The organism is Pseudomonas sp. HN2-3 (assembly GCF_020691745.1).
Lineage (GTDB): Bacteria > Pseudomonadota > Gammaproteobacteria > Pseudomonadales > Pseudomonadaceae > Aquipseudomonas > Aquipseudomonas capeferrum.
Map to the genome: position 1 here is coordinate 3,239,600 of NZ_CP085704.1, position 25,049 is coordinate 3,264,648.

General features: G+C 56.1%; 22 protein-coding genes and 1 pseudogene. 13 read left to right on the forward strand and 10 right to left on the reverse strand.

The genetic code is table 11. The annotated features are described in order from the left end of the window. Window positions 1-92 precede the first annotated feature (92 nt). From LJX93_RS14730 to LJX93_RS14745, 4 genes and pseudogenes are all read right to left on the reverse strand, one after another. Window positions 93-413, reverse strand: a complete 321-nt coding sequence (locus tag LJX93_RS14730) for a YbjQ family protein (RefSeq protein WP_008098148.1) — start codon at window positions 411-413, stop codon at window positions 93-95. Between the two features lie 55 nt (window positions 414-468). Then, window positions 469-1,356: an EamA family transporter gene (locus LJX93_RS14735; protein ID WP_047583026.1), complete on the reverse strand. Its 888-nt coding sequence runs from the start codon at window positions 1,354-1,356 to the stop codon at window positions 469-471. A gap of 185 nt (window positions 1,357-1,541) precedes the next feature. Continuing rightward, window positions 1,542-2,297, reverse strand: coding sequence for a class II aldolase/adducin family protein (locus tag LJX93_RS14740; RefSeq protein WP_033698323.1), 756 nt, complete (start codon window positions 2,295-2,297; stop codon window positions 1,542-1,544). A gap of 39 nt (window positions 2,298-2,336) precedes the next feature. Next, window positions 2,337-3,380 (reverse strand): annotated as a pseudogene (locus tag LJX93_RS14745) (ABC transporter substrate-binding protein). 176 nt (window positions 3,381-3,556) lie between these two features. On the opposite strand from LJX93_RS14745, the gene LJX93_RS14750 reads away from it, so the two are divergent. The 4 genes from LJX93_RS14750 (at window position 3,557) to LJX93_RS14765 (ending at window position 8,534) form a co-directional block, all read left to right on the forward strand. Beyond that, a complete protein-coding gene (locus LJX93_RS14750) occupies window positions 3,557-5,509 on the forward strand; it encodes an FAD-dependent oxidoreductase (RefSeq protein WP_227696101.1) in 1,953 nt (650 codons plus the stop codon). Between the two features lie 39 nt (window positions 5,510-5,548). Beyond that, entirely contained in the window at window positions 5,549-6,151 is a 603-nt protein-coding gene (locus LJX93_RS14755) for a helix-turn-helix domain-containing protein (RefSeq protein WP_033698328.1), read from the forward strand. Between the two features lie 38 nt (window positions 6,152-6,189). Then, the gene (locus LJX93_RS14760) at window positions 6,190-7,245 is read left to right on the forward strand and encodes a GlxA family transcriptional regulator (protein WP_033698330.1); all 1,056 of its coding nucleotides are present in this window, start codon (window positions 6,190-6,192) and stop codon (window positions 7,243-7,245) included. Between the two features lie 83 nt (window positions 7,246-7,328). Next, window positions 7,329-8,534, forward strand: coding sequence for an NAD(P)/FAD-dependent oxidoreductase (locus LJX93_RS14765; RefSeq protein ID WP_095064407.1), 1,206 nt, complete (start codon window positions 7,329-7,331; stop codon window positions 8,532-8,534). A 44-nt stretch (window positions 8,535-8,578) separates the two neighbouring features. Here the strand turns inward: LJX93_RS14765 and LJX93_RS14770 are convergent, their stop codons facing one another. Continuing rightward, a complete protein-coding gene (locus LJX93_RS14770; protein ID WP_033698333.1) occupies window positions 8,579-9,190 on the reverse strand; it encodes an FMN-dependent NADH-azoreductase in 612 nt (203 codons plus the stop codon). A gap of 567 nt (window positions 9,191-9,757) precedes the next feature. On the opposite strand from LJX93_RS14770, the gene LJX93_RS14775 reads away from it, so the two are divergent. Further along, window positions 9,758-10,555, forward strand: coding sequence for an HNH endonuclease (locus LJX93_RS14775; protein ID WP_227696102.1), 798 nt, complete (start codon window positions 9,758-9,760; stop codon window positions 10,553-10,555). A 218-nt stretch (window positions 10,556-10,773) separates the two neighbouring features. On the opposite strand, the gene LJX93_RS14780 is transcribed toward LJX93_RS14775, so the two are convergent. Genes LJX93_RS14780 through LJX93_RS14795 form a run of 4 tightly spaced genes read right to left on the reverse strand, consistent with a single transcriptional unit; the run spans window position 10,774 to window position 14,575 of the window. After that, window positions 10,774-12,159 carry a tyrosine-type recombinase/integrase gene (locus tag LJX93_RS14780; RefSeq protein ID WP_227696103.1) on the reverse strand — a complete coding sequence of 462 codons (1,386 nt, stop codon included), beginning with the start codon at window positions 12,157-12,159 and terminating at the stop codon, window positions 10,774-10,776. After that, window positions 12,160-12,660 (reverse strand): hypothetical protein, encoded by a 501-nt coding sequence (locus tag LJX93_RS14785; RefSeq protein ID WP_199011558.1) that lies wholly within the window; start codon window positions 12,658-12,660, stop codon window positions 12,160-12,162. Beyond that, window positions 12,660-13,517 carry a hypothetical protein gene (locus LJX93_RS14790; protein WP_227696104.1) on the reverse strand — a complete coding sequence of 286 codons (858 nt, stop codon included), beginning with the start codon at window positions 13,515-13,517 and terminating at the stop codon, window positions 12,660-12,662. Before LJX93_RS14790 ends, LJX93_RS14785 begins: the two co-directional genes overlap by 1 nt. Before the next feature lie 29 nt (window positions 13,518-13,546). Further along, window positions 13,547-14,575, reverse strand: coding sequence for a hypothetical protein (locus LJX93_RS14795; protein WP_227696105.1), 1,029 nt, complete (start codon window positions 14,573-14,575; stop codon window positions 13,547-13,549). Between the two features lie 506 nt (window positions 14,576-15,081). Here LJX93_RS14795 and LJX93_RS14800 point away from each other — a divergent pair. Beyond that, window positions 15,082-15,675 carry a hypothetical protein gene (locus LJX93_RS14800; protein ID WP_227696106.1) on the forward strand — a complete coding sequence of 198 codons (594 nt, stop codon included), beginning with the start codon at window positions 15,082-15,084 and terminating at the stop codon, window positions 15,673-15,675. A 108-nt stretch (window positions 15,676-15,783) separates the two neighbouring features. On the opposite strand, the gene LJX93_RS14805 is transcribed toward LJX93_RS14800, so the two are convergent. Continuing rightward, window positions 15,784-16,959 carry a hypothetical protein gene (locus tag LJX93_RS14805; protein WP_227696107.1) on the reverse strand — a complete coding sequence of 392 codons (1,176 nt, stop codon included), beginning with the start codon at window positions 16,957-16,959 and terminating at the stop codon, window positions 15,784-15,786. Between the two features lie 602 nt (window positions 16,960-17,561). Between LJX93_RS14805 and LJX93_RS14810 the strand changes: the two genes are divergently transcribed. The 7 genes from LJX93_RS14810 to LJX93_RS14840 all read left to right on the forward strand — a co-directional run bounded on the left by LJX93_RS14810 (window position 17,562) and on the right by LJX93_RS14840 (window position 24,976). Continuing rightward, a complete protein-coding gene (locus tag LJX93_RS14810) occupies window positions 17,562-18,401 on the forward strand; it encodes a DUF4062 domain-containing protein (RefSeq protein ID WP_227696108.1) in 840 nt (279 codons plus the stop codon). 13 nt (window positions 18,402-18,414) lie between these two features. Next, window positions 18,415-19,875, forward strand: a complete 1,461-nt coding sequence (locus tag LJX93_RS14815) for a P-loop ATPase, Sll1717 family (protein WP_227696109.1) — start codon at window positions 18,415-18,417, stop codon at window positions 19,873-19,875. A gap of 56 nt (window positions 19,876-19,931) precedes the next feature. Next, the gene (locus LJX93_RS14820; protein WP_227696110.1) at window positions 19,932-21,707 is read left to right on the forward strand and encodes an SIR2 family protein; all 1,776 of its coding nucleotides are present in this window, start codon (window positions 19,932-19,934) and stop codon (window positions 21,705-21,707) included. Window positions 21,708-21,767: 60 nt separating this feature from the next. Further along, window positions 21,768-22,253 (forward strand): hypothetical protein, encoded by a 486-nt coding sequence (locus LJX93_RS14825; protein ID WP_227696111.1) that lies wholly within the window; start codon window positions 21,768-21,770, stop codon window positions 22,251-22,253. Between the two features lie 890 nt (window positions 22,254-23,143). Then, window positions 23,144-24,112, forward strand: a complete 969-nt coding sequence (locus tag LJX93_RS14830) for a toll/interleukin-1 receptor domain-containing protein (RefSeq protein WP_414004139.1) — start codon at window positions 23,144-23,146, stop codon at window positions 24,110-24,112. 89 nt (window positions 24,113-24,201) lie between these two features. Further along, the gene (locus LJX93_RS14835) at window positions 24,202-24,399 is read left to right on the forward strand and encodes a hypothetical protein (RefSeq protein ID WP_227696113.1); all 198 of its coding nucleotides are present in this window, start codon (window positions 24,202-24,204) and stop codon (window positions 24,397-24,399) included. Window positions 24,400-24,706: 307 nt separating this feature from the next. Beyond that, window positions 24,707-24,976 (forward strand): hypothetical protein, encoded by a 270-nt coding sequence (locus LJX93_RS14840; RefSeq protein ID WP_227696114.1) that lies wholly within the window; start codon window positions 24,707-24,709, stop codon window positions 24,974-24,976. The last annotated feature ends 73 nt before the right edge of the window (window positions 24,977-25,049 follow it).

Sequence of the window (25,049 nt, forward strand, 5' to 3'; positions counted from 1 at the left end):
CCTAGGTGAACGCGCCCGGTAAAAGTGAGACTAGCTGGTCATTTGCGGACCGCCCAGACTAAAACCCTGGAACCGACCAGTGGCACAATGCCTTATTTCAACCTGACGGCCGTGCCGGTGGCGAATACCACGACCATGCCACCCTGCACCGACGGCATGCTGATTTCGAAGTCCACGCCCACCACTGCATCGGCGTGCAACTGCCGTGCCCGCGCCTTCAACTCCTCGGTGGCCTGCTCGCGGGCCTCGCGCAGGGCGCTTTCCAGGGTTTGCGAACGGCCACCGAAGAAGTCGCGAAAACGGGCAAAGAAATCGCGCACGAAGTTGATGCCCTGCACCGATTCGGAGCTGACGACGCCCAGGTACTCGGCAATAGGACGGCCTTCGAGCTGGCTGGTGGTAGAGATGATCATGACGGTGCTCCGTTGGCCTGGCGAAAAGGGCCGATTCTAACAGAGCACCCGGCCCTCAGTGCGCACTAGCCGCCCGCAACCGTTGGCCGATCTTGGCGCCAAACACGTTCACCAGCAGCCCAAGCATCACCAGCAGCGCCCCCCAGCCCTGCAGCTCGGTCAGGCGCTCGCCGAGCAACCACGCCGAAGCACTCAGGCCGATAACCGGCACCAGCAACGAGAACGGTGCCACTTTGCCGGCCGGGTGGCGCGACAACAATGTGCTCCACAGGCTATAGCCGAGCATGGTGGCGACAAATGCCAGGTACGCCAACGCCAGTACCGAGCTCCAGCCAATGTTGGCCAGCGCATGGCCGATGCGCTCAGGCCCTTCCAGCCACCACGACAACGCCAGAAACGGCAGCGGTGGAATCAACCCACCCCAGATCACCAGCGCCACCAGGTCGACCGAGCCGAAACGCCGCGTGATGATGTTGCCCACGCCCCACATCGCGCCCGCGCAGAGGGTCAGCACCAGCGCCAGCATCGGCACATGGCCACCATCCTCGCTGCCGATCAGCGCCAAGCCGCTGGCGGCCACCAGCAGCCCCAGCAGGCTGGCGAGGCGCAGTCGCTCGCCCAGAAACAGCGCGGCAAACCCTAGCGTGAAGAATGCCTGGGATTGCAGGATCAACGACGCCAACCCAGGCGGCATGCCGCTGTACATGGCCTGGAAAAGGAAGGCGAACTGCCCCAGGGAAATCGTCACGCCATAAGCGATCAGCCAGCGCCACGGCAGCTTCGGCCGCTTGACCAGCAACACTGCCGGGAAGGCCACCAACAAGAAGCGCAATGCCCCCAGCAGCATCGGCGGCAGGCCATCCAGGCCTACCTTGATGACCACGAAGTTGACTCCCCACGCAACAATCACCACCAGGGCGATCAGCAGGTCCTTGAGCGGCATTGCGACATCCTTCTTCAGGCTTTCTAGACATATTTCGTTACAGCATAAGGCTATTCCTTTTCGAGGGACCAGCACAGTTGGGAGGTAGGGTTGCGCAACAGTGGGTAGCGCTTTGCGCACCGTTCCGACCGGTCCGGCGCCCCGGCAAGGCCGCGCCTACAGGAACCGCGCTGGCCCGCCAGGCCTCAGTCCCGGTAACCCGGCGCCACCCGCTCGAGCATCCGCAGCAATGCCCCCCATGCCAGCGCCACTGCATCCGGGTCCGACAACTCCCCCTGTTTCAGCCCCTGCATCGGTGCATTGAACTGCCGCTCGGTCCGTTCACACACGGCGGCAGGCGGCAGTATCAGCTGCCCGGCACTTTGCGCCGCCAACTGGATCTCGCAGGCCTTTTCCAGGTAGTACATGCGCAAGAACGCTTCGGCAACGCTGCGGCCGGTCGTCAGCAGCCCATGGTTACGCAGGATCATCACCGGCCTGTCCCCCAGGTCGGCGACCAACCGCTGCTGCTCATCCAGGTCCAGGGCAATACCTTCATAATCGTGGTAAGCCACCTTGCCATGGAACTCCATGGACATCTGGTTCACCGGCAACAGGCCGCACGCCAGCGCCGCCACCGCGCAACCGGCACGCGTGTGGGTGTGCAGCACGCAGTGGGCGTCTTCACGGGCTGCGTGGATAGCACTGTGGATGACGAACCCGGCCGGGTTGACCGGGTGCGTGGTCGGCGCTACAGGCTGCCCATGCAGGTCGATTTTTACCAGGTTGGAGGCCGTGATCTCGTCGAACAGCAAACCGTACGGGTTGATCAGAAAGTGGTGCTCCGGCCCCGGCACACGCAGGGATATATGGGTGAAGATCAGGTCGCTCATGCGAAAGTGGGCGACCAGGCGATAACAGGCAGCCAGCTCCTGGCGCAGGGTCTGTTCGGTAAGAGTCATTTATCGTTGGTCCTGTAGAGGGGCCGCATTGAACGTCAGCTACTTGCTGGCCCAGGCATTGAATCGCTGTTCCAGTTCTTCACCATGGTCGACCCAGAATTCCACATTCATCGCCAAAGCCCCTTCCAGGTTTTGCGGCGACGTCGGCACCCAGCTGGCCAAGGACGGCGCGAGCTTGGCCGCTGCCTGAGTATTGGTCGGCCCGTAAGGGATCTGCTCCACGTAACGCACCTGGGTATCGGCTTGGTTGGCATAGGCGATCAGCCGTTTGGCCTAGTCGACATGCCGCGAACCCTTGATGATCGCCCAATAGTCCATGCCATACAGGCTGCCCGGCCACACCAGTGCCAGCGGGCTGCCCTGCTGGGCCGCTACGGCGATGCGCCCGCTGTAGGTAGACGTCATCACCACATCGCCGGCAGCCAGCCACTGCGCCGGCTGGGCACCGGCGTCCCACCACTGCACATAGGGCTTGAGCTCACTGAGCTTGGCAAAGGCGCGGTCGACACCGGCCGGCGTTGACAGCACCGTGTAGACATCCTCGACCTTGACCCCGTCGGCCAACAAGGCGAACTCCAGGTTGTACACCGCACGCTTGCGCAGGCCGCGCTTGCCCGGGTACTTCTGCACGTCCCAGAAGTCGGCCCACGAGGCCGGGGCCTGGGCCAGCTTGTTGCGATCATAGGCGATCGCCACGCTCCACACCAACGCGGCAGACCCACAGTCCTGGGCGGCGTCCGGGATCAACTCGGCGGCATGGCCCAGGCGCTGCCAGTCGAGGTGCTCGTAGATGCCCTCATCGCAACCGCGCATCAGGTCGGGCCCTTCGATCTGCACCACGTCCCAGTCGACGTTGCCGGTATCGGCCATCACCTGGATGCGGGCCATTTCGCCGTTGTACTCGCTCTGGATCAACTGGCTGCCGTCCTTGGCGCTGAACGGTTTGAAGATCGCCTCATCCTGGGCTTTCTGACCGGCGCCGCCATAGCCGACTACAACCATTTGCGGCGCCGCTTGCGCACTGCCTAGCCCCAAGGCCAGAAGCGCTGCGCAAAGGCCGGTACTGCGAGGGAATGCATGCATCGAGGTTTCCTCCTGCCGGTGCCCGTGGGGCCCGATTTCTTGTTGTTGTGAGGTCACGCCCTCCTCGGAGGGTGATGAAAACCTAGCTGCGCCCAAGTAAAAAAACAAGTTGATTTTTTACTGTCGCTACACTTTCATAACCAAAACAAGAACAACACCACACCGGAGCCGCCTGTATGCAAACCGCCTTCCCCCACCTGTTCGAAGCCTTGCAGATTCGCGGCAAACGCCTGAAAAACCGCATCATGTCCACGGGACATGACACCTGCCTGCCCACCGACAACCTGGTCAACGACAAGCTCATCGCCTACCAGCGTGCCCGGGCTGCAGGCGGCGTCGGCATGATCGTGCTGCAGGTGGCCGGTGTGCACGACAGCGCCCGCTACACCTCGCACGTGCTGATGGCCACCGACGATACCTGCATCGAAGGCTACCGGCGCCTGGCAGAAGCCTGCCATGAGCACGGTACGGTGGTGCTCTCGCAGCTGTTCCACCCTGGGCGGGAGATCATGGAGTCTGCCGATGGTTTGCTGGCGGTCGCCTACTCAGCCTCGTCGGTGCCCAATGAACGCTTCCGGGTGATGCCGCGCGCGCTGGACCAGGCGATGATCGATGAAATCGTCCAGGGCTATGCCAGCGCGGCGCGGCGCCTGTACCAGGCGGGGCTGGATGGCGTCGAGGTAGTGGCCAGCCATGGCTACCTGCCCGCGCAGTTTCTCAACCCGCGGGTCAACCTGCGTACCGATGGCTACAACGGCGACCTGGCGCAGCGCCTGAGGTTTTTGCGCGAAGTGCTGGCGGCCGTGCGTGCTGCCACCGACGAGCAGTTCATCGTCGGCCTGCGCATCAGCGCCGACGAACGTGACAGCGAAGGCCTGAGCGAGGACGAGTCGCTGGCCGCCGCCGAGGCGCTGCAAGGCCAGCTCGACTACCTGCACATCGTCGCCGGTACCTCAGCGTCGCTGGGCGGTGCGGTGCATATCGTCCCCCCCATGGCCATCGAGCCTGCGTACCTGGCACGCGAGGCCGGCACGTTCAAACAGCGCCTGGACATTCCGCTGTTCGTCACCGGGCGCATCAACCAGCCGCAGGAGGCAGAGCTGATCCTGGCGCGTGGCCAGGCCGACGTGTGTGGCATGACCCGTGCGCTGATCTGCGACCCGCTGATGCCGACCAAGACCGAGCACGGCCAGGTCGAAGACGTGCGCGCCTGCATTGCCTGCAACCAGGCCTGCATCGGTCACTTCCATCGCGGCCTAGCGATCTCGTGTATCCAGCACCCGGAAACCGGCCGCGAACTGCAGTACGGCCACCTGACGCCAACCCCTTCGCCCAAACGGATCCTGGTGGCAGGCGGCGGCCCGGCGGGCATGAAGGCAGCAGCCGTCGCCGCCGCGCGCGGGCACCACGTCACACTCTTTGAAGCCGGCCCGCAACTGGGCGGCCAGGTGTTGCTGGCACAACTGCTGCCACGGCGCAGCGAGTTCGGCGGCGCCAGCACCAACCTGCAACGGGAAATGGCCTTGGCAGGCGTGGAGGTGGTGCGCAACACGCGAGTCGACCGCGCACTGGTCGAGCGCGAGCGCCCTGACTTGGTGATCGCCGCCACCGGCGCCACGCCCTACTGGCCGGCGTTCGAGCGCGCCGGTGACCTGCAGGTGGTGGATGCTTGGCAAGTGTTGCGCAACGAGGTCAAACCCGGGCGCTCGGTATTGGTCATCGACTGGCGTTGCGACTGGATAGGCCCTGGCATCGCCGAGCGCCTGGTGCGCGAGGGGCATCAGGTGCAACTGGCGGTCAACGGCACCCATTGTGGCGAGAACCTGCCCTTGTACGTACGCGATCAACTGGCCGGCGAACTGCATCGCCTGAGCATCCCCATCACCCCCTACGCCCGCCTCTACGGCTGCGACGACAACACCGTGTACCTGCAGCACACGGCCAGCGGCGAACCGATGATCTTTGAAGGCATCGACACCCTGGTGCTGTGCCTGGGCCACCAGCCCAATGACACCTTGGCGGCGGAACTGGACGGCCTGGTGGAAGTGCGGCGCATCGGCGACTGCCTGGCGCCGCGTACTGCAGAAGAGGCGATTCACGATGGCCTGACGGTTGCCTGGGCGCTCTGAGGCTGTACATACTGCCGCTTTCCCGATGGACCGATGCGCATGAGCCAACCCTCGCAGCCCCCCTGCGCCACCGAAGACGGCGGCGCCGCCCCGCAGTTCCTGGGCACCCGCATCCGCGGCCTGCGCAAGCGCCGCGGCATGACCCTGGCGGAACTGGCCGCACAGAGCGAACTGACGGCTGGCTACATCAGCCAGCTGGAGCGCAACCTGTCTTACCCGTCGATCCCGGCACTGTTCAACATCGCCCGTAGCCTGGGGGTGACGATCCAGTGGTTTTTTGCCAGCGAGGCCAGTACCGCACCCGAGGACCAGGGCTACGTGGTACGCCGTAACAGCCGCCTCAGCGTGCACTACGAAGACGGCATCGTCGACCAACTGCTCACGCCGCAACCCAACCGCCAGTTGGAAATCCTTCATTCGCGCTTTCCACCGGGCACCTATAGCCAGCAGAGTTACAGCCATGACGGTGAAGAGGCTGGCTATCTGCTCAGCGGCAGTTTTGAATTGTGGGTAGGCGAGCGGCACTTTCAGCTGGGTGAAGGCGACAGTTTCAGCTTCTCCAGCCAGGAACCCCATCGTTATGGCAACCCCGGTGACGTCGATGCCGTGGTGATCTGGGTCATCACCCCGCCGACGTTCTGAAGCCGCCACGCGGCCCCTTTCGATCAGGTCATCTGCCTATGACTGAACACGCCCAGCAGCTCGAGCCTGCGTTGCAACCGGTCGACCACCCGCGCGCCGTGGTCTTCGTCGCCTACCCGCAAATGGGCCTGCTCGACCTCACGGGTGCCCAGACGGTGTTCTGGGCTGCTACCAAAGCCATGGCTGCACAGGGCCGGCCGGGCTATCGACTGCACACTGCCAGCCTCGACGGCGGCCTGCAGCCAACCGCCGAAGGCCTGGTGGTGGCGACTGAAACACTGGACGACGTGATGGCGCAGGCCGTCGACACCCTGGTAGTACCGGGCGCACCGGATATCATCCGCACCCTCCCCGACCACGCCGCATTGGTCGCCTGGCTGCGCCGCGTCGCGGTAAAGGCCAGGCGCACGGCCTCGGTGTGCAGCGGTACCTTTCTGCTGGCAAGCGCAGGCTTGCTCGACGGGCGCCGCGCCGCCACCCACTGGGCGATGTGCGAGGTGCTGCGCCGCGACTTCCCTGCGGTGCAGGTGGACCATGAATCGATCTTCGTTCAGCAAGGCACGGTGTGGACCTCTGCCGGCGTCAGCGCCGGCATCGACCTGGCCCTGGCTCTGGTCGAGCAGGACTGCGGCCGCGAAGTCGCGATGCAAGTGGCCCGCGAGCTGGTGGTATTTCTCAAGCGGCCCGGCGGCCAGGCGCAGTTCAGTGAACTGCTCAAGCTGCAGGGGCGCGATTGCAGCGAATTCGAAGCACTGCACCTGTGGCTGAACGCGCACCTCGGCGACCCACGCCTGACCGTCGAGCACCTGGCCGAGCAGGCGCACATGAGCGTGCGCAACTTCACCCGGGTGTACAAGCTCAAGACCGGCCGCACCCCGGCCAAGGCCATTGAAGTGTTCCGCCTGGAAGCCGCCCGCCGCCTGCTGGAAAGCGCCGACAGCCACATCGAGCAGATTGCCCGGCAATGCGGCTTTGGCAGCGAAGAGCGCATGCGCCTGGCGTTCCAGCGCCACCTTGCAGTCACCCCGCGGGACTACCGCGCGCGCTTTGCGCGCAACCTGTCGTTGGCCGAAATCCAGGGTTCTTTGGCCTAGGGTGTAGCGCTTCGTCACTCGTAACATCGTTGTCCACAAAGACGGGCTACTTTTGTTTACCCGGACATTCCAGGAGCACAACGATGAAAAATATCCTGATCATTGGCGCGGGCTTTGCTGGCCTGTGGAGCGCCCTCAGCGCCGTACGCCAGCTGGAGCTTAACGCGCGCAAGGATGTCGAGGTAACGCTGCTGGCGCCGCAGGCCGAACTGCATGTGCGCCCGCGCTTCTACGAACCTGACGTGCACACCATGGCCGCTCCACTGCAGGCGCTGTTCGAAGCGGTCAACGTGCGTTTCGTGCAAGGCACCGCCTTTCACATCGACGAAGCAGCCCGGCGCGTGCGCTATCGCACGCAAAGCGGTACCGAGTGCGAACTGGGCTATGACCGCCTGATCATGGCCTGCGGCAGTGTGCTCAACCGGCCAGACATGGTCGGCATCGAGCATGTTTTCGATGTCGACAAGATTGACAGCGCCGCACGGCTGGAGACGCACCTCAAGTCCCTGGCCAACCTGCCAGACACGCCTGCCCGCAACACCGTGGTGGTCGCCGGTGGTGGCTTCACCGGTATCGAGACTGCCACCGAGCTGCCGGCGCGCTTGCGCAGCATTCTCGGTGAACAGGCAACACTGCGGGTAGTGGTGATCGACCGTGGCGCCAGGGTCGGCGCAGCCCTGGGTGACGGCATCCGCCCTGCGATCGAGCAGGCCTGCGAGGCATTGGGGGTGGAATGGATCTGTGGCGCCACGGTGGCCTCGGTGGACCCCGACGGCGTTCTGCTGGACAACGGGCAACGCATCGATGCCAGCACAGTGATCTGGACCGTCGGCTTCAAGGCCAACCCGTTGACCGAGCAGATCAGCGGCGAACGTGACCGCCAAGGCCGGTTGCACGTGGACGGCAACCTCAAGGTAAAGGGCAACGATGCGGTCTATGCGGCGGGCGACGTGGCCTACGCAGCTTGCGACGAGGTGGGCAACCATGCAGTGATGTCGTGCCAGCATGCCATCCCACTGGGCCGCTACGCCGGCAACAATGCGGTTGCCGAGTTGATTGGCGTGGCACCGATGACCTACAGCCAACCCAAGTACGTCACCTGCCTCGACCTGGGCGCCTGGGGCGCGGTGTACACCGAAGGGTGGGACCGCCAGGTATCGCCCCCGGAAGACAAGGCCGAGGCCAAGCTGCTGAAGTCGCAGATCAACACGGTCTGGATCTACCCGCCCGCTGCCAATGATCGTGCGGCAGCCTTGGCGGCGGCTGACCCGACGATACCGGTAGCCTGATAGCCTCAAATCGCCGGCAAGCCGGCGATTTGAGGCTGGTGCAATCAAGCGGCGGCAAACAGCTCGTTGGCAATCTGCGCCTGTGCCGCGTCGATGGCCTGGCTGCGGTGCTCTGGGCCGTAGGCCAGGCCGTGGGCGCGAACGATCTCCAGGTCGGTGACGCCGATGAAGCCCAGGAACACTTTGAGGAAGTCCTCATGGCCAGCACCGGTCGGCTGGCCAGCGTGCAGGCCACCGGCGGTGGACACCAGCACCACCTTCTTGTCACCGCACAGGCCTTCAGGGCCAGCTTCGGTGTAACGGAAGGTCTTGCCGGCGACGGCAACCCGGTCAATCCAGGCCTTGAGCTGGGTCGGCACGGTGAAGTTGTACATCGGCGCACCGATCACCACGGCGTCGGCGGCGAGGAATTCTTCCAGGGTTTCAGCGCTCAGCTTGGCTTCGAAGGCCTGGGCCGCATCGCGCATGTCTTCGGGGGTGCCCGCGGCTACCAGGGTTGCGGCGGAGAAATGGGCGATGGCATCGGCAGCCAGGTCACGGTAGACCACTTCCAGGCTCGGGTTGCTGGCCTTCCAGGCTTCGACTACTTCGCGGCTCAGCTGGCGGGAGGCGGAATTGTCGCCCAGGATGCTCGAATCGATGTGCAACAGTTTCATGGGACTCTCCTGTAATGAAGACCGCGGCGTGGGCGATCATGATGGGGAGAATCCTACCGGGATGACTAATAGCTGATAAGCAGGCAAAAATGCGTTAGTTTGTCCCACTGATGGAACAGTGAGAGATTCCCATGCAAGACCTCAATGTTTTCCTAGACGAACCACTTAACCCCCCGATTTTGATCAAAACCACCACCCCCTCTGCTTGCTCAATGCGCCACTGAGAGGTCAGGAAAAGGGGCATTTCGAAACCCCTATGTACGCAATAAACGAGCAAATCGATCAGCTAAGCCCCGCCTCCCCTCCTTCCGCCACACACGTTTCCCTCCATAGCGCTTCACCATCAGAGAAATCGTCCATAAGCACCAAGCTACCCTTCAGTTGCTGAACGAGCTAGGACAGCCGATGCGGGAATGGATCTGCTTGTACGCTGAACGGGACACGGGTTACCCATCAGCAAGCCTGGTTCCCGAAAAAACCGTCGACCCCAGACAGTGCAGGGTTGAATCAGTTGACAGATTCCAGCGAAGATCCGTTAGGTGGACACCAACATGGAAGGAACCAGAAATGATCTGCGCATATTGCAAAAAAGACGCTCCAGCGACTCGGGAGCATGTAATCCCAGCCTTTATCTATCGCTTTCAAAAAGAGCTGGAAGCTAATGTGATTGGATGGAATGAAGTCGCTAACAAAATGGTTGGTGGCGAGCACCAGGTGAAAGATGTTTGTGAAAAATGCAACGGCGGAGCGCTATCCAGCCTTGACGCTTATGGAAAGGAATTCCTTATCGCCAACGGGTTCTTAACTCAAAACTACACAAAGCGCAGCGCCGATCTTCTGTATGACTATGACAGATTAGTACGCTGGCTCTTGAAGATATCCTTCAACTCTACGCGCACTGATGGAGGCCATGTTCATTTATTTGAGAAATTCATACCTTATATTTTGAATGGTTCTCCATCACCTGAAAAGACAGACTTTGCAGTGCTGGCAACCCTAGCAGCCCCGGTAACCACTGAAAAATTAGATGGCCAGTACAAAGTATTAGATGATCTTGCTAATGGATCCGGCGTGGTCAACCCTTTTTTAATGAGAATCGCCTATGGGCCTAACCAGTACGAAACATTCACATTAAGAGTTATAATGTTTGGCCCATTGACATTTTTCATGCTTATGTATAGGCCAGGCGTGTCGGCTGGAAGAGCTTCCATCGAAACCAAACGGCTATTCAAAGAGATTTCTAACCTCACTCAATTGAAGCCTGGAACCACGAAAGCATTTTTGACAGCTGGTTCCACAACTTGGCTTGATTACAACGCCCCGCAAATCGGAAGAGTCAAAGCTCTGGGAAATTACACGCCTTAATGGACATCGCTGCCACCTCATCCACCTAGCGCTCTAGTGTCTTAAATCGAGCCTGCCTATCGATTCCAGCGCGCTTATTCGGGTGGTTAAAGAACGGGTTGCAATGAGTACGTCCTTACAAAGCCTTCAAGCGCTGCCACTCCCATGTTCGCCCGGAAACCCTTTGCAGGTGCCCGGGCAGAAGTCGATGCTACGACGCGAGCAGCCCACCAGCTTGGTCAATGCTTAGCCCGGGTGCGAAGGAAGTCCTTCACGGCCTTGTTCGTCCGCTCTGCTTGTTCTTGCGCAGAGATCAGCCCCGCTTGCCAGTCCTCGTAATACTCTTCGAGCAATGCATCCAGGGCTTTCACAGACGCCTCAACGAACACCCCTTCTACCACCTTCTCCATGCGGGCCAATTCGTTGAACGCAAGATGAATATAGCGATCCAGGCTCTCCGTAAGCTTGTGCCCTGACCATTGCTGAAGCACCCGTTTGATCACTTCAGAATTGGCAAGGGCCCGGCGCATCACATCAGTATTTTGAAGATCGTACTGAAGAATGAGTTCTTTAAATTTGTCCGTGATGAAACGATGACGAAACATATGAGGGTGAGAACGCACCTCAAGACCGGCAAGTTTTTTAAGGTCGCCAATTTCATTCGTCAGTGTATTTATGGCGAGCGGTTGACAACTTTTCACACAAATAAAAAGAAAGCCATGATCATCGAATTTCTTCTTATGCCTAGCACACCAATCGTCAATCATAGGTTTCCGAAAGTCTTTTATGTAGGAAACCCAGTAATCAAGAACTACGTGCGGCATAGGCACAAATCGATACTCATTATGACCTTTAGCGGACGGCACACGTAGTGGTGGATGACTCAACCCTGAACGATATGCCTCCATAATATCCGGCACAGTGATGCGAGCGGCCTCTATACGCCTGCACCCAGTATTTATCAGCACCGAAATAATTATCTTGGATCTCGCGCCTTTCTGTAATGGCTGTTTCCTGGCAGCGATCCTCAGAGCTTTTATTGAACTGTCAGTAACAGGCTCTCTGCGCCCGTCTTCTGAGGAAACAGGAAAAGAGTGATGATACCAAGAGATTCTACGATAGGTCGATTTGTGCTCACTTCGCATGGCGGCATCTACTTTAACTCCACGAATGACTCCACCAAGCGCTACGAAATCCGGGAAGTCAAAAAATTCACCGCAGTAAGACAAGAAATCTAAGCAGCGCGAGCCAATAGATCGTACGATATTTGGTTGACGCGCTAATTCACCGTTCTCATCGACCCCTGCGCTTAATCCCTTTATAAACATCGTAAAATATGTATCAGTCAGCCGCAGGAAACTGAGTCGGTTTTTCTCTACAAACCTAATCAAATGGCTGAGTTGCATGCAATCTTGCCTGAGCGAACCACCATTATTGGTCAGGGACTTTTTCTCATTGACCCACATATGTAGAATGTACGAATTCACCTCAAAGCAATATTTTCCGTTAGTCCAATAGAAACATGGAATGCCCTCAGCGTCCTCCCCTACATCGGCATCATAGGTCAACCCGGCGTTCAGCTTGGCTCCGGGAGCAAGTGGGCGATGCAACTGTGAGCCAGCCATTTATTTCCTCCTCTTCTGCAGCATCTGATTGATTCTGCTTATTTCAAGTTCGTAATAGGCTTTCCTATCAATCAAGTCCAGATCAACCAAGTGATTGCAGAGACTTTTCATTTCGCTGATCACAAGACTTAATTGCTGCAAATCTCGATCTTGAGACGCTATAATTTTTTCAAGGTTAGCCTTCTTCTCCTGCAAATCCCTGCGAGAGTTAGCGACACGTGGCCTAGGACGTCGACTGAGGGCTTTTTCGGCTTTAACCCTTAAGGCTTCAACCCCTGTAAAGCCCTCCCCTAGAGTGCAAGCCAATGCCTTGAAAGTATTAAGGCTACATCCGACAACACCTCGCTCCTCGTTGCAATATGCAGCCAGTTTCACTTGAGTTTTGACAGCTTCCCGCAGGGGGTCATCTTGTGAAAATTCGCCAGGTGTATTTACTGCTTGGGTCAACAGTTCAATCAGCTGGACAACTGAGGCTTTGGTGGCCCTACGCTTGCCATCCATCAATGATTTACCCTCACCATCAGATGGATATCGGCCTGCACACCATTGCTGGTCATCAGGCGTGCACGTGTAGGAACAAGGTCAATCAGTTTCGAAGCTACAAGATGCTTAAGGTTTGAGTACATTTCGGAATCAGATAACTTGGCCAGCTCCTCGGCACTGGGTGCATCCTCGCATGCAGCAGCTTTCTCCAAAATCATGCGCAATTCAGGGATGGTCTTAATGCTCAGATCGTGAAGCTCATGCATCTTACACAACGCATACTTGACAGTATTAAGGTGTTCAATACTCGAATCTTTAGCTAACACGGCTTTCGCAAGGGCTTCCGTCTTCACACTTTGAAGCATAGCACCTGGCGTAATCTCCACTATATATGTGTAAAGATGCTGAATATCACTGTGCCCCAAAAATGCACGGAGAGCATCGAGGTCTTTGAAGCCAGCAGCCGCAAAGAAAGCCATAGCAAAGAAGCGCCTCAACTGATGCTGCCTGACATAGAAGCGTGCTACTTGTCCGCTTTCCAATACGACCGTGGGTGTTTGAGTGAAATCACAAATAGTACTCAAACATGCATTGTAGGTTGTGGGGCACATCTGCCTAAAGCTTAAGTTATCAGGCCGAATAAAAATAAGTAGCGGAGTATTTTTTGGAATCAAATCCAGCCTAACACAATCCCGATGTACTTCCTTAAGTGTCCACAACAACTTCGCTACCAACCTGGGAATGGGTACAGTCAGAAACTCCTTTGCATGACGATCACCTGTTTTTCCGGCCATGAAGCCAATTTCGTACTGTACGCATTTGTTTTCGGGAAGGTTAGGATTTTTGTTTGGCTTTAAACAATTGCCCTCCATCATCCCCAGCAACTCCCCCTGCCTTCTTGCAGTTAGCGCACCGAGTATGATGAGATACGCCCCATCAGCGTTACAAATGAGTCATGCAGACTTTTATCAGACCTGAAATAATCATAGTACTCCTCATCTCTCTCTGAGAACGGCGTAAGCCAACACTCGTACTTATTAGCATTCGACATTATTCCGCGCCGAATTTTATCATTACAAGCTGATCGGTGATTCGCCTTGATATATCTGCCATGCACCTTATTATCAATGGCGCGAGCAACAACATTCCAGAATACTGCCCTCGCATTGTTCCTAATATACACGTGCGAGTCGCGAATCAACTTGTACACAACCTCTCCTGGCAAGGAGCGAAAATTCCCCTCGACCTTTTTTGGAATCCTTTTATATACTGAGCGATAAGTTACTTTGGTTAGCACCTTCAGATTAAAATTCAACCCGGGTACCAACTGTTGCGCCAAGCCCATTAGTCGCACAGCGTTAAAATGCCTACTCAGCATTTTTCTGGAAACCGGAACTGTGCTCTCGTTACGAACAGGGACAGGCGGAAACTCGGTCTTCCACGTAAAACCTTCATTTAATTCAGGAAAGGTCTTCGGCATCAGGCTTTTACCAGCCAGCGCATTTCTGTACAATATTTGTGTAAAGGTGGCTGAATTGTACTGCTTTATCCCAAGCACAGTTTTGTACAAGCCATTATCATAAATATAAGCACGCGCGCGCAATAACTCGTCATCATCTAAATCTAGTTCGCGCTCCCATTCCGGGGAAATCTCATCTAGGAAGGGAAAACTTTCAGCGATCAACTCAATATCACTACGCATGATACCGGCAGACACTTTCCTGAGAAGTACTGCAAGCCTGGTTGGATAACTGTAAAGGTAGGTGGATGCGGGATATTTCGTGTGATTTATTAGGTAATCCGTAAAGTCTACCTTCCTCATCAAGTTAAGCCCCAGCTTCGATAGCCGAAATCGCTCACCATTCATCAGTATGTGATCGACAAATTTAAGGCCGCATTTCCGTGTCACGATGCGGCGGTTCTCATCGAACAACTGGTACTCCAAATCCCGGGGCGATACCTTGTCCAGCGCTTGACACATCCTGATGGAGCGGCGTTGCGAACCGCTCCCTCGCGTACCGCTTTTCCTCAGCGCCCACTGCAATGTCTCCAAGCAAATAGGAATCAGGGTGCCCGTCGATGGGCGATGTGGCAATAGCGATGAGCCACTACTTCGTGTCTGCCCTGGGGACTCGTATGCACTGTCCCCACCGTCTTGATAGCGTTGCGCCACTGTCGTATAACCATCACGCTCAAAGGCCAGTCACATTTGGTTTCACCGCATGCGGACGAAGGTCGCCGGGCAGGAAGGCCTCAGGTTAAACAGGGCCGCAAACCTCGGAGCTACAACCGACTTAAACATAGGGAAATACGATGCGCACAAAAGTGGCTGCCATTTTGATGGCTGGTTTATTGATGGCTGGTTGCAGCGATCCAAAGCAGGCGATGCTTCCAGCGGACATGGCCAAATGGTGAGAAGACCAGGGGCTCAAGGATGCTGTGTCCAAGCTGTCCGATGACGAAAAGAAGCTCTTCATTGGGTATGCAACACGCCTCGCGATAGCAAGTGCGTTTGGGGGCAATAAAACCGTGACCGAGATGACGGTCAATGATGCTCTGAAGTCCCAGCAAGCCTGGTTGGACGAGAAGGCAGCTGAGCAAGAAAAGCAGAGGCTCCTGGCCGAGCAGATCAAGCAACAGCAGCTCGCGGCCCTCAAGGAAATGAACGCCACCCTCACTGCCTCCTTGGTTGAGCTAAAGCTCAATCCAAAGGACTACGAGCGAAGCAAATACTCGGAGTATTTCAGCATCAGTGTGGCCTTCAAGAACAATACAGCTGAGGCCCTGGCTGGCGTGAAGGGCACGGTTGTGCTGAAGGACATGTTCCGCGATGTCATCAAACGCATCCGGCTGGCTGACGACGCCCAGATCGACGCGGGCCAGAACTACATCTATCAAGGCACCATGGACTTCAACCAATTCGAAGCCTCGGACACCAAGCTCGCCTCGTCGAACACAGCAAAACTGCAGTTTGAATGGGAACCTGACACCTACATTTTCGTGAACGGTAAGAAGCAGGTTATGCCCAACTAAGACCCTGAGCCTGTCGCTTGGACAGCCAGAGGTAACAGGGCGATGGAAATGACCCTATCGCCCTGTGTGCATCAACCCCACAAGCCGCTTTTCAGCCCAGTCGACTCGTTACAGACACTCACCGCCAGTATTGTGCTGCCGCCAGCGCCTGAGATTCTCCCCCTTTTCTTTGCAGATTTTGCGCAGTTCAACAGCTTCTGGGTAAGTTTTCGAAACGAAGGAAAAGTGATGGGCCGCCGGGTCATATTGGTTCTTGCCCATGAACAGATGGCCGAGCTTCAGGTGGGCCAGAATCGCCTGGGCGGGCGAAGCATTTTCAGAACTGTACACCCGCTCATACCACCGTAATGCCTCTTCAGGATCCGGCTCGATTTCCATCTCAGAGGCCCCCTCGCCCTCCAGCAAGCTCGCGAGCTTGAGCTGCGTTTCGATATCGCCTCCGACCGCTGCCCCCCGGTAGAGCGACATCACCATACGCTTCGTATCAGAGGATTGGTCGTGAGCCAAATAAATCTCAGCCAAGGCCGTTGCAGCGCCCTCGCACCTCATTTCGATGCACTCCTTCAACTTCTCAACAAGACGCTCAGGTCTCGGTAGCTCCCCTGGATCACTCAACCAAAGCCGAGCGATCGCGACCCACGCAGGTGGGTAATTTCCCATTGTGGCTTCTGCGTAATGATCAAATGCGGCTCGAACGCTTTTCAGCTGCCCTCCAACACCACGTTCCGCGAACTGCCCCAGTTGGTATTCGCACGCACTGCATCCCTTTGCCATACCTTGTTGGTAGGCCGCAGCCGCTTGTTCGACCTGCTCTTTACTCAAATAGTGATCACCCAAAAAACAGTACGCTGCGACATTTCCTAAGTCGGCAGCCATTATTGCGCCCTCCATGCTTCCCGTACCTTTAGCCAGGCTGAACTTCGATATGAGTATCAGCGCAGCTGTCGAGCCATCTGAATATGCCGCACCCAGGGCCTCCCAGATGTCGTCAGTAACAGCGTCGATGGATTCAGCAGACTGACCCTGCTTGATCAAAGCTTCGAGCGGCGAGAGGCGCCCACGTAAAGCTTCGATACGGGTCGCCAGACTTCGGAGGCAGAACCACTCTATTGAGCGCCAGCTCCTTCCAAATTTGGACTGACAATAATCATCTAATTTGGCGGGGTCGGGGCATACCTGACCCACCATCGTACCGTCTGGAAGTTTCAGCCGGCTTTGAAGGGGGGTCTCGGTATTCATCGGATGGAAAGCGATGGGGGAAACAGGTGGTAGGTCTGGCTTCATGGGCTACTCCAGACAATAGAAAACGAACTCCCCGCCGAACGGGGCAATGGTTTGTCATATTGTCTGGCCGCTTCTAGCTCGCGGCAGGACGCCCCAAGTGACGTCAGGCATCAGATTAGAAGACACACAAGGCGTGTCAAGAAGCCCGCCAGACGGTCATTTCGGCGGAGCAATGCCCTCATTTCTTCGTATCTCGCCCTTGGGTAACCTCTGACCCTAACCCCATGCCAATCAGGTCACCCAAGATGAACAACAAACAACGCCGGCGCCTCAAAAAAGCTCGTTTGAAAGCAAAGATCAGCGTGCCCCTCTCCGCCAGAATTGCCTTGGTCGAGCCACGCTCCTGGCAAATCTGACCAAGGGAGCAAGAATGCCAGGCCTCCATCGCACTCAACGTTGTGGAGCCTCCTTGCCAGGTCTAACGGTTCCTCTGCTCTACAGGCTGTGTCTCCATAGCGCTCGTTAGCGCTTTCCGCCACCACATTTCCTTCTGTTTTACCCTTACCCTGGGTGATGAACCCAATGCGGTACGACGTCTACTAGCTCATTTCTTCATGCTGTAGTATTACTATGCCACCACTTTACTGCACCAAGGAATGAGCATGAGTTACAAGGCAGATGTCTTCAATGTGATGATCGCCTCCCCAGGGGATGTTAAAGCAGAGAGGGCTCAGGTCAGAGAAGTCATCCACGAATGGAATGCAGTGCATTCAAGGTCGCGTAGAATCGTCCTTCTTCCGACAGGATGGGAAACACATTCGGCACCTGAGATGGGAGCAAATCCTCAGACAATTATTAACAGGCAAGTCCTGGATAAATGCGACTTGCTTGTCGGAGTCTTTTGGACTCGTGTAGGTACTGCTACCACCGAGTACGCGAGCGGAACTGTTGAAGAAATTGAGAAGCACGTTGAGAGCGGTCGCCCAGCCATGCTGTATTTTTCCAGCCAGCCTGCCGCTCTGGACACTGTTGACCCTGACCAGTACAAGCAACTCCGGGAGTTTAAGTCCTCTTGTCAGCAGCGAAGCCTTTATGAGGGCTACGAAGACCTGACAGAATTCCGAAATAAGTTCGCCCGCCAACTCCAAATTGTGATTAACGAAAATGAGGCATTCAAGGTTTCTGATGAAGCCGTTACAACCCTGTCAGACTTAGACTCAAAAGTACCGATCCTGAGCGATGAAGCGCAGTTACTTTTGAAAGAGGCATGCGCTGATAGCCACGGATCCATCATGCACATTCGTTACATTGGTGGCACAGACATTCAAACAAATGGCAAAAACCTCATCGCTTCGCGCAACCCAAGAGAGCTTGCTAGATGGGAGGGCGCTCTCAATGAGTTGCTTGAGCTTGGGTTTCTAGCAACGCGCGGCAGCAAGGGCGATAGCTACCAAGTCACCAATCAAGGCTACACGTTCGCCGACACCATCCCCGCCAAGTAAGACATTAAATAAAATGATCTCCATAAATCTTCGTGATAAAAAACTTTTTGGCAATGAGGCAGGCGAAGACGAAGACCTTGAACACCTCAATGCCTACTATATAGAAAATAACGACTTTGACGACTTCTACGATCCGAGCGAGAAGCTATCGATCGTAAGCGCTCGCAAAGGGATGGGAAAGTCCGCCCTCCTATCTCGACTTGACTACAAGTTGAAAAACGAAGACGCCTACAACTCACCAATAGTTATACGCGTAAAAGGGAACGACCTTTTAGGGCTGGGCAGCTTCACGGGAAGCGATCACTCTTACCTGGAAAATTATTGGAAACAAATTATTTGTAAAAGAATCGCGATGGAGATCGGAGCGCGAATTGGCTTGGCGCTTACCGATGACACCATGTCCATGGTCGAACTCGCAGAGTTAGACGGCATCAAAAGCAAGAACATTATTGGTGCGCTCACCTCCAGAATGCTGGGAAAAATCCCATTACTAGGTATTGAAGTCAAAAAATCAATACCAGCCAATGTTGAACATCTTCTGAAGCGCTATCAGGAGCTAGAAGAAAGACGTCAAGTCTGGCTACTCATTGATGATATAGATGCCAAATTTCAGAATAACACTGAAAGCCAAGCTAAGGTCGGCGCCTTCTTCAGCGCAATTCGCTCTTTAGCGCATGACTATAAAGGTCTGAACGTGCGCGCAACCGTCAGAAGTGACGTCTGGTCTTGCTTGCGCCATCTTGAAGATCTAGACAAACTTCAGCAGTATATCATCGGCATAGTCTGGACTAAACGCCAGATGCGTGACATGTTAGCTCAAAAAATACTTGTTTACATTGTAAACAACCATCCTCAGTCAGCGGAAGCAAAATTTAAGCTCGCGACTGATTACAATAAAATCCTTGACATGGTCTTCACCTCGCCCATTGAGTGGCGCAATAATAAAGACGCAAAGCTTTTTGACGCAATCGCTGCTTTCTCTAACCGGCGGCCTCGTTGGATGGGGCAACTGTGTAGAATGGCCGCTAAAAAAGCCAAAGAAAACCCCTATACCAAAAAAATAACTCTCGACCACATCAATTATATCTTGTCAGACTTTGGAGCCAACAGGCGGGATGATTTGATCAAGGAGCATGTACATCAATTTGATGAGCTCAACCATCTAATTGATGCATTGCGAGCGACAAAACGAGAGTTTTCCTGCTCTGAACTTGAGGAGACGCTTGAACTCAATTACTTGAGAGGCAGAGTCAAGGATAGCATTCCAGCGGTTGATGGAAAACCTTACGCGGGTGTCGAAGACCTTGCAGACTTTATTTACAAGCTTGGCCTCATCTCTCACATTCATTTGGATGGCGTCGAGTTCACCCATTTCACGGACGACCCTGATTTGTATCGTTCACTCGAAAATCGAAGAGACAATGTAAAATGGTCTCTACACCCATCCTATAGGAAGTTCTTAAATATTCACTGATCTGGGCTAGCTCAAATCCGAGAAGCATCGCGCCGTCCAACAATCGAGGATCCTGCATGACCGTTGCTGCTCCTGATCCAACAGCTCAAATCGCCTTCTCCATGTTTGAGAACAAAGGCGTCTATGCCGTGCTTATTGGCTCGGGCGTATCCCGCTCAGCGGGTATTCAGACCGGATGGGAAATCACCCTGGAGTTGGTGAAACGTTGGGGCATCGCGATGGGTGCGGGAGAGCAGGATGACTGGGTGGCGTGGTACGTAGGTCAGACAGGAGAGCAACCCAATTACTCCACCCTACTCGAACGCCTGGCGACCACCCAGACCGAGCGGCGAGCCATCATTCAGGGTTTTCTGGAGCCTAGCGATGAGGAATTGGAGGACGGACTGAAGTTGCCTACACGTGCCCATCGGGCGATCGCAGCCATGGTCAAAGCGGGATATGTGCGCGTGATCGTTACGACGAACTTCGACCGACTCATGGAGAATGCGCTGCGCGATGTTGGCGTTGAGCCAACAGTGGTCAGCTCTGAAGATACTCTTGCAGGTGCTGAGCCGCTCACCCATGCTTCTTGCTACATCCTGAAGATCCACGGTGATTACAAGGATGCCAGGATCCTCAACACCGATGTAGAACTGGGCGAATACCCGCTGGCGTTCAATACGCTGCTTGATCGCATCATCGATGAGTTTGGGCTCATCGTCGCAGGATGGTCAGGTGAGTGGGATCATGCGCTGAGGGCGGCGTTTTTGAGAGCGCCGTCACGTCGCTACCCGACCTACTGGCTATCCCGGGGTCGATTGAGCGAGCGTGGTCAGGAGCTCATCACCCATCGTCGTGCCACGACCGTAACCGGGATGGATGCCGACACCTTCTTCGACGGGCTAAACCTCAAGCTTGAGACTATCCAGCAGTTCCGTCTGCCGAATCCAGCTGGCATCGAGCTGACTCTCGCTATGGCCAAGCGCTTTATGGCCAGACCCGAGCACCGGATTCAGCTCGATGACCTCGTAACCAGCCAGGCTCATCAAGCGATCAGTCATCTGGCTCCTCTATTCGCCGCAGAGCCCGAGGATATGACCTTGGAGCATCTGGCCGCACAAGCCATGACCTATGAGGCGGCCATTGAACCCCTGGCTCGTCTCGCTGCAGTCTTGGGACGCTGGGGGGCTGGAAGTGAGCATGCATTGGTGATGGATGCCATCAAGGGTCTGCATGCCGCGTCTCAAGCTGAGCAGGCTGGCTGGGTATCCTGGGTTGCACTGAAGAACTACCCGACAGCATTGGTTAACTATGCATACGGCATGGGACTGATTCGTGCCAACCGTCTTCAAGAGCTCTATCAGTTGCTTAACACCACGATGGTTAATCGACGCGATACACCTATTGTCATAGGTATTGATTTATCGCCACTTCACATCGAGCAGTACGATGGCATGCTCAACTTATGGAAGAGTTTCGAAGGCCAGCGCGACAAACATACGCCGCTGAGCAACCGACTGCATGACAGCCTCGCGCCTCGGTGGGCGCCTGACTTCGCAGGCCTGCAGGATCCAGGGCTGATTTACGAACGCTTCGAATTCTTGAGCCTACTGTTTTACTGCATGCAGCAAGGCATCAATGAGGATTCGCTCGTAGATGCCGTCAAGACCCACGGACTCAAAAATATTGTGTGGGGCCGGCTCTCCTGGAACAGGCAAACCATCCACCGGTTCATTCACGACTACGCATCCGAAGAGTACAAGACACCTCTGCTAGCGGCAGGGTTTGCACTCGGCTCAGAAAGATTCTTGGAGCAGATGCTCGAAGGTCTCAAGCGGTTTACCCGGTACTGAGCCGGCGTGCGATTTCACTCCACATAAATAATCGAATCTGATGGGACATGACGTTTGCTGATGAGAAAACAGGAAAAGTTCGGACTCTGGCGGCGGGCTGCCAGGGAGGTCATCTACGCGCTCTTCATCGGGGCATTGCCACTGCTCATCAGTACCTCACCCGAGGAAGTGAGCGCTTTGGTCACCGCATTACTGGCAGCACCAGAGCTCATGACGTACTACGTGTACCTACTCATCGCATTCGCGATCGTCAGTGTCTTCACGCTGAGGGTAACGTTCCGATCACTTCATCTCATTGGCAAGTCGCGTGAGGTTCATGCGTTTTTCGTCAACGTAGGCGGTAGCCTGCTGACTGCGTGCAGGGCCGCGCTGGGGGCGATGATTGGTTACCTAGGCGTATGGTGCTATCGAGCAGTAGAAGACGTGAGCGCAGGAGGCGTGTATGCAGTGGTCAGCTACGCCTCCTTAACCCTCATGTTCTGTATTGGCCTTGCCTGGACAGATGAAACCCTTAGAGACCCCCATGCCGTGAGCAGTTATAGGTGAGAGTGAAATCACCATCCCCCTGTCGAACCGGTCAGCGCCGGCAGGTCGAGCCAAGTCATTTGGCACTCAACCTTTGAGAGTTTCATGACCAAGAGCCTCTGTCCCTGCAAGCCTGAGTTTCTAGCGAACGGTAGCTGCCTGGCGTGCGACGGCACCAAAATCAAGAATGCCAACAGAGAGAAAACACTGGATAGCAATCTGCACCGGCGAATTCCTAGCTGGGAGGATTACCTTAGCTTTGATGGCGCACATTGCCGCCTGCAGTGGGCCAAGCTTGACGATTATTGGCGATGCCCGTGCTGCGATCGGACTCGATTCGAGCTGCTGCGTTGGACAATGCTTTAACTCTATCGAGTCCGACGGATTGGTCAGGACACTGAAGACATTCACACCATTTTCCTTGTCAGTCCACCATAGTCAGCTCGTGATCGCCGCATACCCGAACAAACCATACAGGCGAGAAGACTGGGCGGCAGGTCTTCATGAACACCATGATCATGGAACAGACCTTAGCGCGAGCAAGCTGCCTCCTGGTCAACCTCGTCGCATCACCTCTTTCGCCCCAGTCATCATTTGCGAACAATGTAACAGTGCTGACGGCACGGCTAAACGACATCTCCGGCTTCCGTCTAGCTTCAGCTTCGCGCCTGTGGAGATACGTCAATTCGTGCGGCCAACGTCACACGGGAAGCACATCATCCGCTACGACTTAGCCCAGATGATCTTCGACCAAGTCACGACCCTTACCCCCTTGCCTGCCCCGTTGTTCTTCAGTTGACGGGTGGGTAGAGGTGCATCGCAGTATGCGTGCGAGCCCAGCCAGACCTGTACTTCTGCGGTGAGCAAACCATATGATCGGAACAGCACCTACCTGAATGGGAGTAACCATTTTGCCGAACGTGTTCTTCTCGTATTGCCATGCGGACGAAGCGCTGCGCGACCAGCTCGAAAAGCAGCTTTCCATGCTCAAGCGCCAGGGCGTCATTGAGACATGGCACGACCGCAGAATCGGTGCTGGCCAAGAAATCGATGCAGCGATCGATGATCACATCACCAGCGACGAAATCATTCTGTTGCTGGTGAGCCCCGACTTCATCGCTTCCGACTACTGCTACAACATCGAGATGACTCGTGCGATGGAGCGCCATGGAGCGGGCGAAGCGATCGTCATTCCTGTAATTCTTCGCCCGTGCGATTGGCACCACGCGCCGTTCGGCAAACTGCTTGGCACGCCCCAAGATGGTAAGCCCGTGACACTTTGGCCGGATCGTGACGAGGCATTCTTGCAAGTTGCGAAGGAGGTTCGGAAGGCCGCTGAGCGATGCAGGCGTGACCAACCGAGTTCTGCTCCAAGGGCCGAGCGCAACGACTTCACTGGCGGTTCAGCGCCCTCCCCTATGGCCCCTGCTGGCCCTAGGTCTAGCAACCTTCGGATGGCCAAGACGTATACCCAGCTGGACAAAGATCGCTTCCTGCTCGACAGCTTCGAGTACATCGCTCGCTATTTCGAGAACTCACTGGAGGAGCTTCAAGCACGCAACCCTGGGTACGAAGGAGTGTTCCGTCGCGTGGATGCAAATCGCTTCTCTGCGAGTGTCTATAAGGACGGTCACGACGTTGCGAAGGCGACGGTGTTCACCGGTGGCCAGCTAGGCGCCGGGATCTATTACAGTCACGGCGACTCGTTTGGCGGTGGCTCATACAACGAGGCACTCACCATAGAGACGGACGACCAATCCATGTACCTGAAGACGTTCGGTATGGCGTTCCACACTCGGCAAGACCAGAAGCTTTCACAAGAAGGCGGCGCCGAAACGTTTTGGAGCCTTCTCATCGCACCGCTACAACGCAATCGGTGAGTCATTGCTGAATACGCATTCGACCTGACCTCGCTTACGCTGGACGCCCCTGCTATCAGGAATCAAGACTCACATAGGAGGCCCACACCATGGAAGTAGTCCTGCTCGCTCAAATCACATTCAACCGCATTGGCTCAGCCAGTGGTGGTGGGCTTGGTAGTCAGCGTCAGGTCAGATTTTCCGCCAAGGCGTCAAATGCCGATCAGGCGGCATTAAGAGAGTTGATCATCGGAATCGCCAAAGCGAATGGTGAAGCGGTGGGAGCTTTAGAAGACCTGCGGTACTAGCTAGGCTACGTAGGAATGGTTGTACTTGCGCAATTGCAGTCACGTGACCACCTGCTTGCAGCGGACGTGTCCAGTCATTTGCATTTGGTCTGACCAACAGAGCTCACGGCCACCTATTGCCGCTTCGTAACCAAGAATTACAGGAGGCTCTATATCAAACTCTATTGTGGGCCCCCAAAGCCGCCATCATCGAGCAGATGGGCGATATGGCGGCGTGTATGCGCGTAGGCATCCCAACGGCGGAACTTGAAGCGGCGGATGCGTCCGGCTTCAAACTCTGCAAATGACAGAAAAAAGGGGCCAAACCATGACAGCCGTGACCACCGCTCAAAAAGCAGCACTACTCAATATCCTGCGCATCAAGATAGACAAGATCGGCAAAGGCGAGCTCCGCTATATCGACCGCCGTGAAGAAAATGCGCGGGCCTATGCCGAGGCGCTGGCCGATGCAAACATCATCACCGACAACGAACGTGAAGAACTGTACGACAAGGCCAAGGCGGCTGCCGAAGCGGCGGTGCGTGCACATCAGGGCACCGGCGAGCCGTTGCAAGCTGTGCAGACCAGTTTTGATTGATCCACGAAAAAAACCGCCGCTCCCGCAGCCCGTCCAGTCGCGGGCTTCGCAATAAGAACAGGGCGATTTCGAC

Bases quoted from the DNA above. Each gene is read 5' to 3' on its own strand.
- LJX93_RS14730 (WP_008098148.1), bottom strand. From the start codon at position 413: ATGATCATCTCTACCACCAGCCAGCTCGAAGGCCGTCCTATTGCCGAG.
- LJX93_RS14735 (WP_047583026.1), bottom strand. From the start codon at position 1,356: ATGCCGCTCAAGGACCTGCTGATCGCCCTGGTGGTGATTGTTGCGTGG.
- LJX93_RS14740 (WP_033698323.1), bottom strand. From the start codon at position 2,297: ATGACTCTTACCGAACAGACCCTGCGCCAGGAGCTGGCTGCCTGTTAT.
- LJX93_RS14750 (WP_227696101.1), top strand. From the start codon at position 3,557: ATGCAAACCGCCTTCCCCCACCTGTTCGAAGCCTTGCAGATTCGCGGC.
- LJX93_RS14755 (WP_033698328.1), top strand. From the start codon at position 5,549: ATGAGCCAACCCTCGCAGCCCCCCTGCGCCACCGAAGACGGCGGCGCC.
- LJX93_RS14760 (WP_033698330.1), top strand. From the start codon at position 6,190: ATGACTGAACACGCCCAGCAGCTCGAGCCTGCGTTGCAACCGGTCGAC.
- LJX93_RS14765 (WP_095064407.1), top strand. From the start codon at position 7,329: ATGAAAAATATCCTGATCATTGGCGCGGGCTTTGCTGGCCTGTGGAGC.
- LJX93_RS14770 (WP_033698333.1), bottom strand. From the start codon at position 9,190: ATGAAACTGTTGCACATCGATTCGAGCATCCTGGGCGACAATTCCGCC.
- LJX93_RS14775 (WP_227696102.1), top strand. From the start codon at position 9,758: ATGATCTGCGCATATTGCAAAAAAGACGCTCCAGCGACTCGGGAGCAT.
- LJX93_RS14780 (WP_227696103.1), bottom strand. From the start codon at position 12,159: ATGGCTGGCTCACAGTTGCATCGCCCACTTGCTCCCGGAGCCAAGCTG.
- LJX93_RS14785 (WP_199011558.1), bottom strand. From the start codon at position 12,660: ATGGATGGCAAGCGTAGGGCCACCAAAGCCTCAGTTGTCCAGCTGATT.
- LJX93_RS14790 (WP_227696104.1), bottom strand. From the start codon at position 13,517: ATGATGGAGGGCAATTGTTTAAAGCCAAACAAAAATCCTAACCTTCCC.
- LJX93_RS14805 (WP_227696107.1), bottom strand. From the start codon at position 16,959: ATGAAGCCAGACCTACCACCTGTTTCCCCCATCGCTTTCCATCCGATG.
- LJX93_RS14810 (WP_227696108.1), top strand. From the start codon at position 17,562: ATGAGTTACAAGGCAGATGTCTTCAATGTGATGATCGCCTCCCCAGGG.
- LJX93_RS14815 (WP_227696109.1), top strand. From the start codon at position 18,415: ATGATCTCCATAAATCTTCGTGATAAAAAACTTTTTGGCAATGAGGCA.
- LJX93_RS14820 (WP_227696110.1), top strand. From the start codon at position 19,932: ATGACCGTTGCTGCTCCTGATCCAACAGCTCAAATCGCCTTCTCCATG.
- LJX93_RS14825 (WP_227696111.1), top strand. From the start codon at position 21,768: ATGAGAAAACAGGAAAAGTTCGGACTCTGGCGGCGGGCTGCCAGGGAG.
- LJX93_RS14835 (WP_227696113.1), top strand. From the start codon at position 24,202: ATGGAAGTAGTCCTGCTCGCTCAAATCACATTCAACCGCATTGGCTCA.
- LJX93_RS14840 (WP_227696114.1), top strand. From the start codon at position 24,707: ATGACAGCCGTGACCACCGCTCAAAAAGCAGCACTACTCAATATCCTG.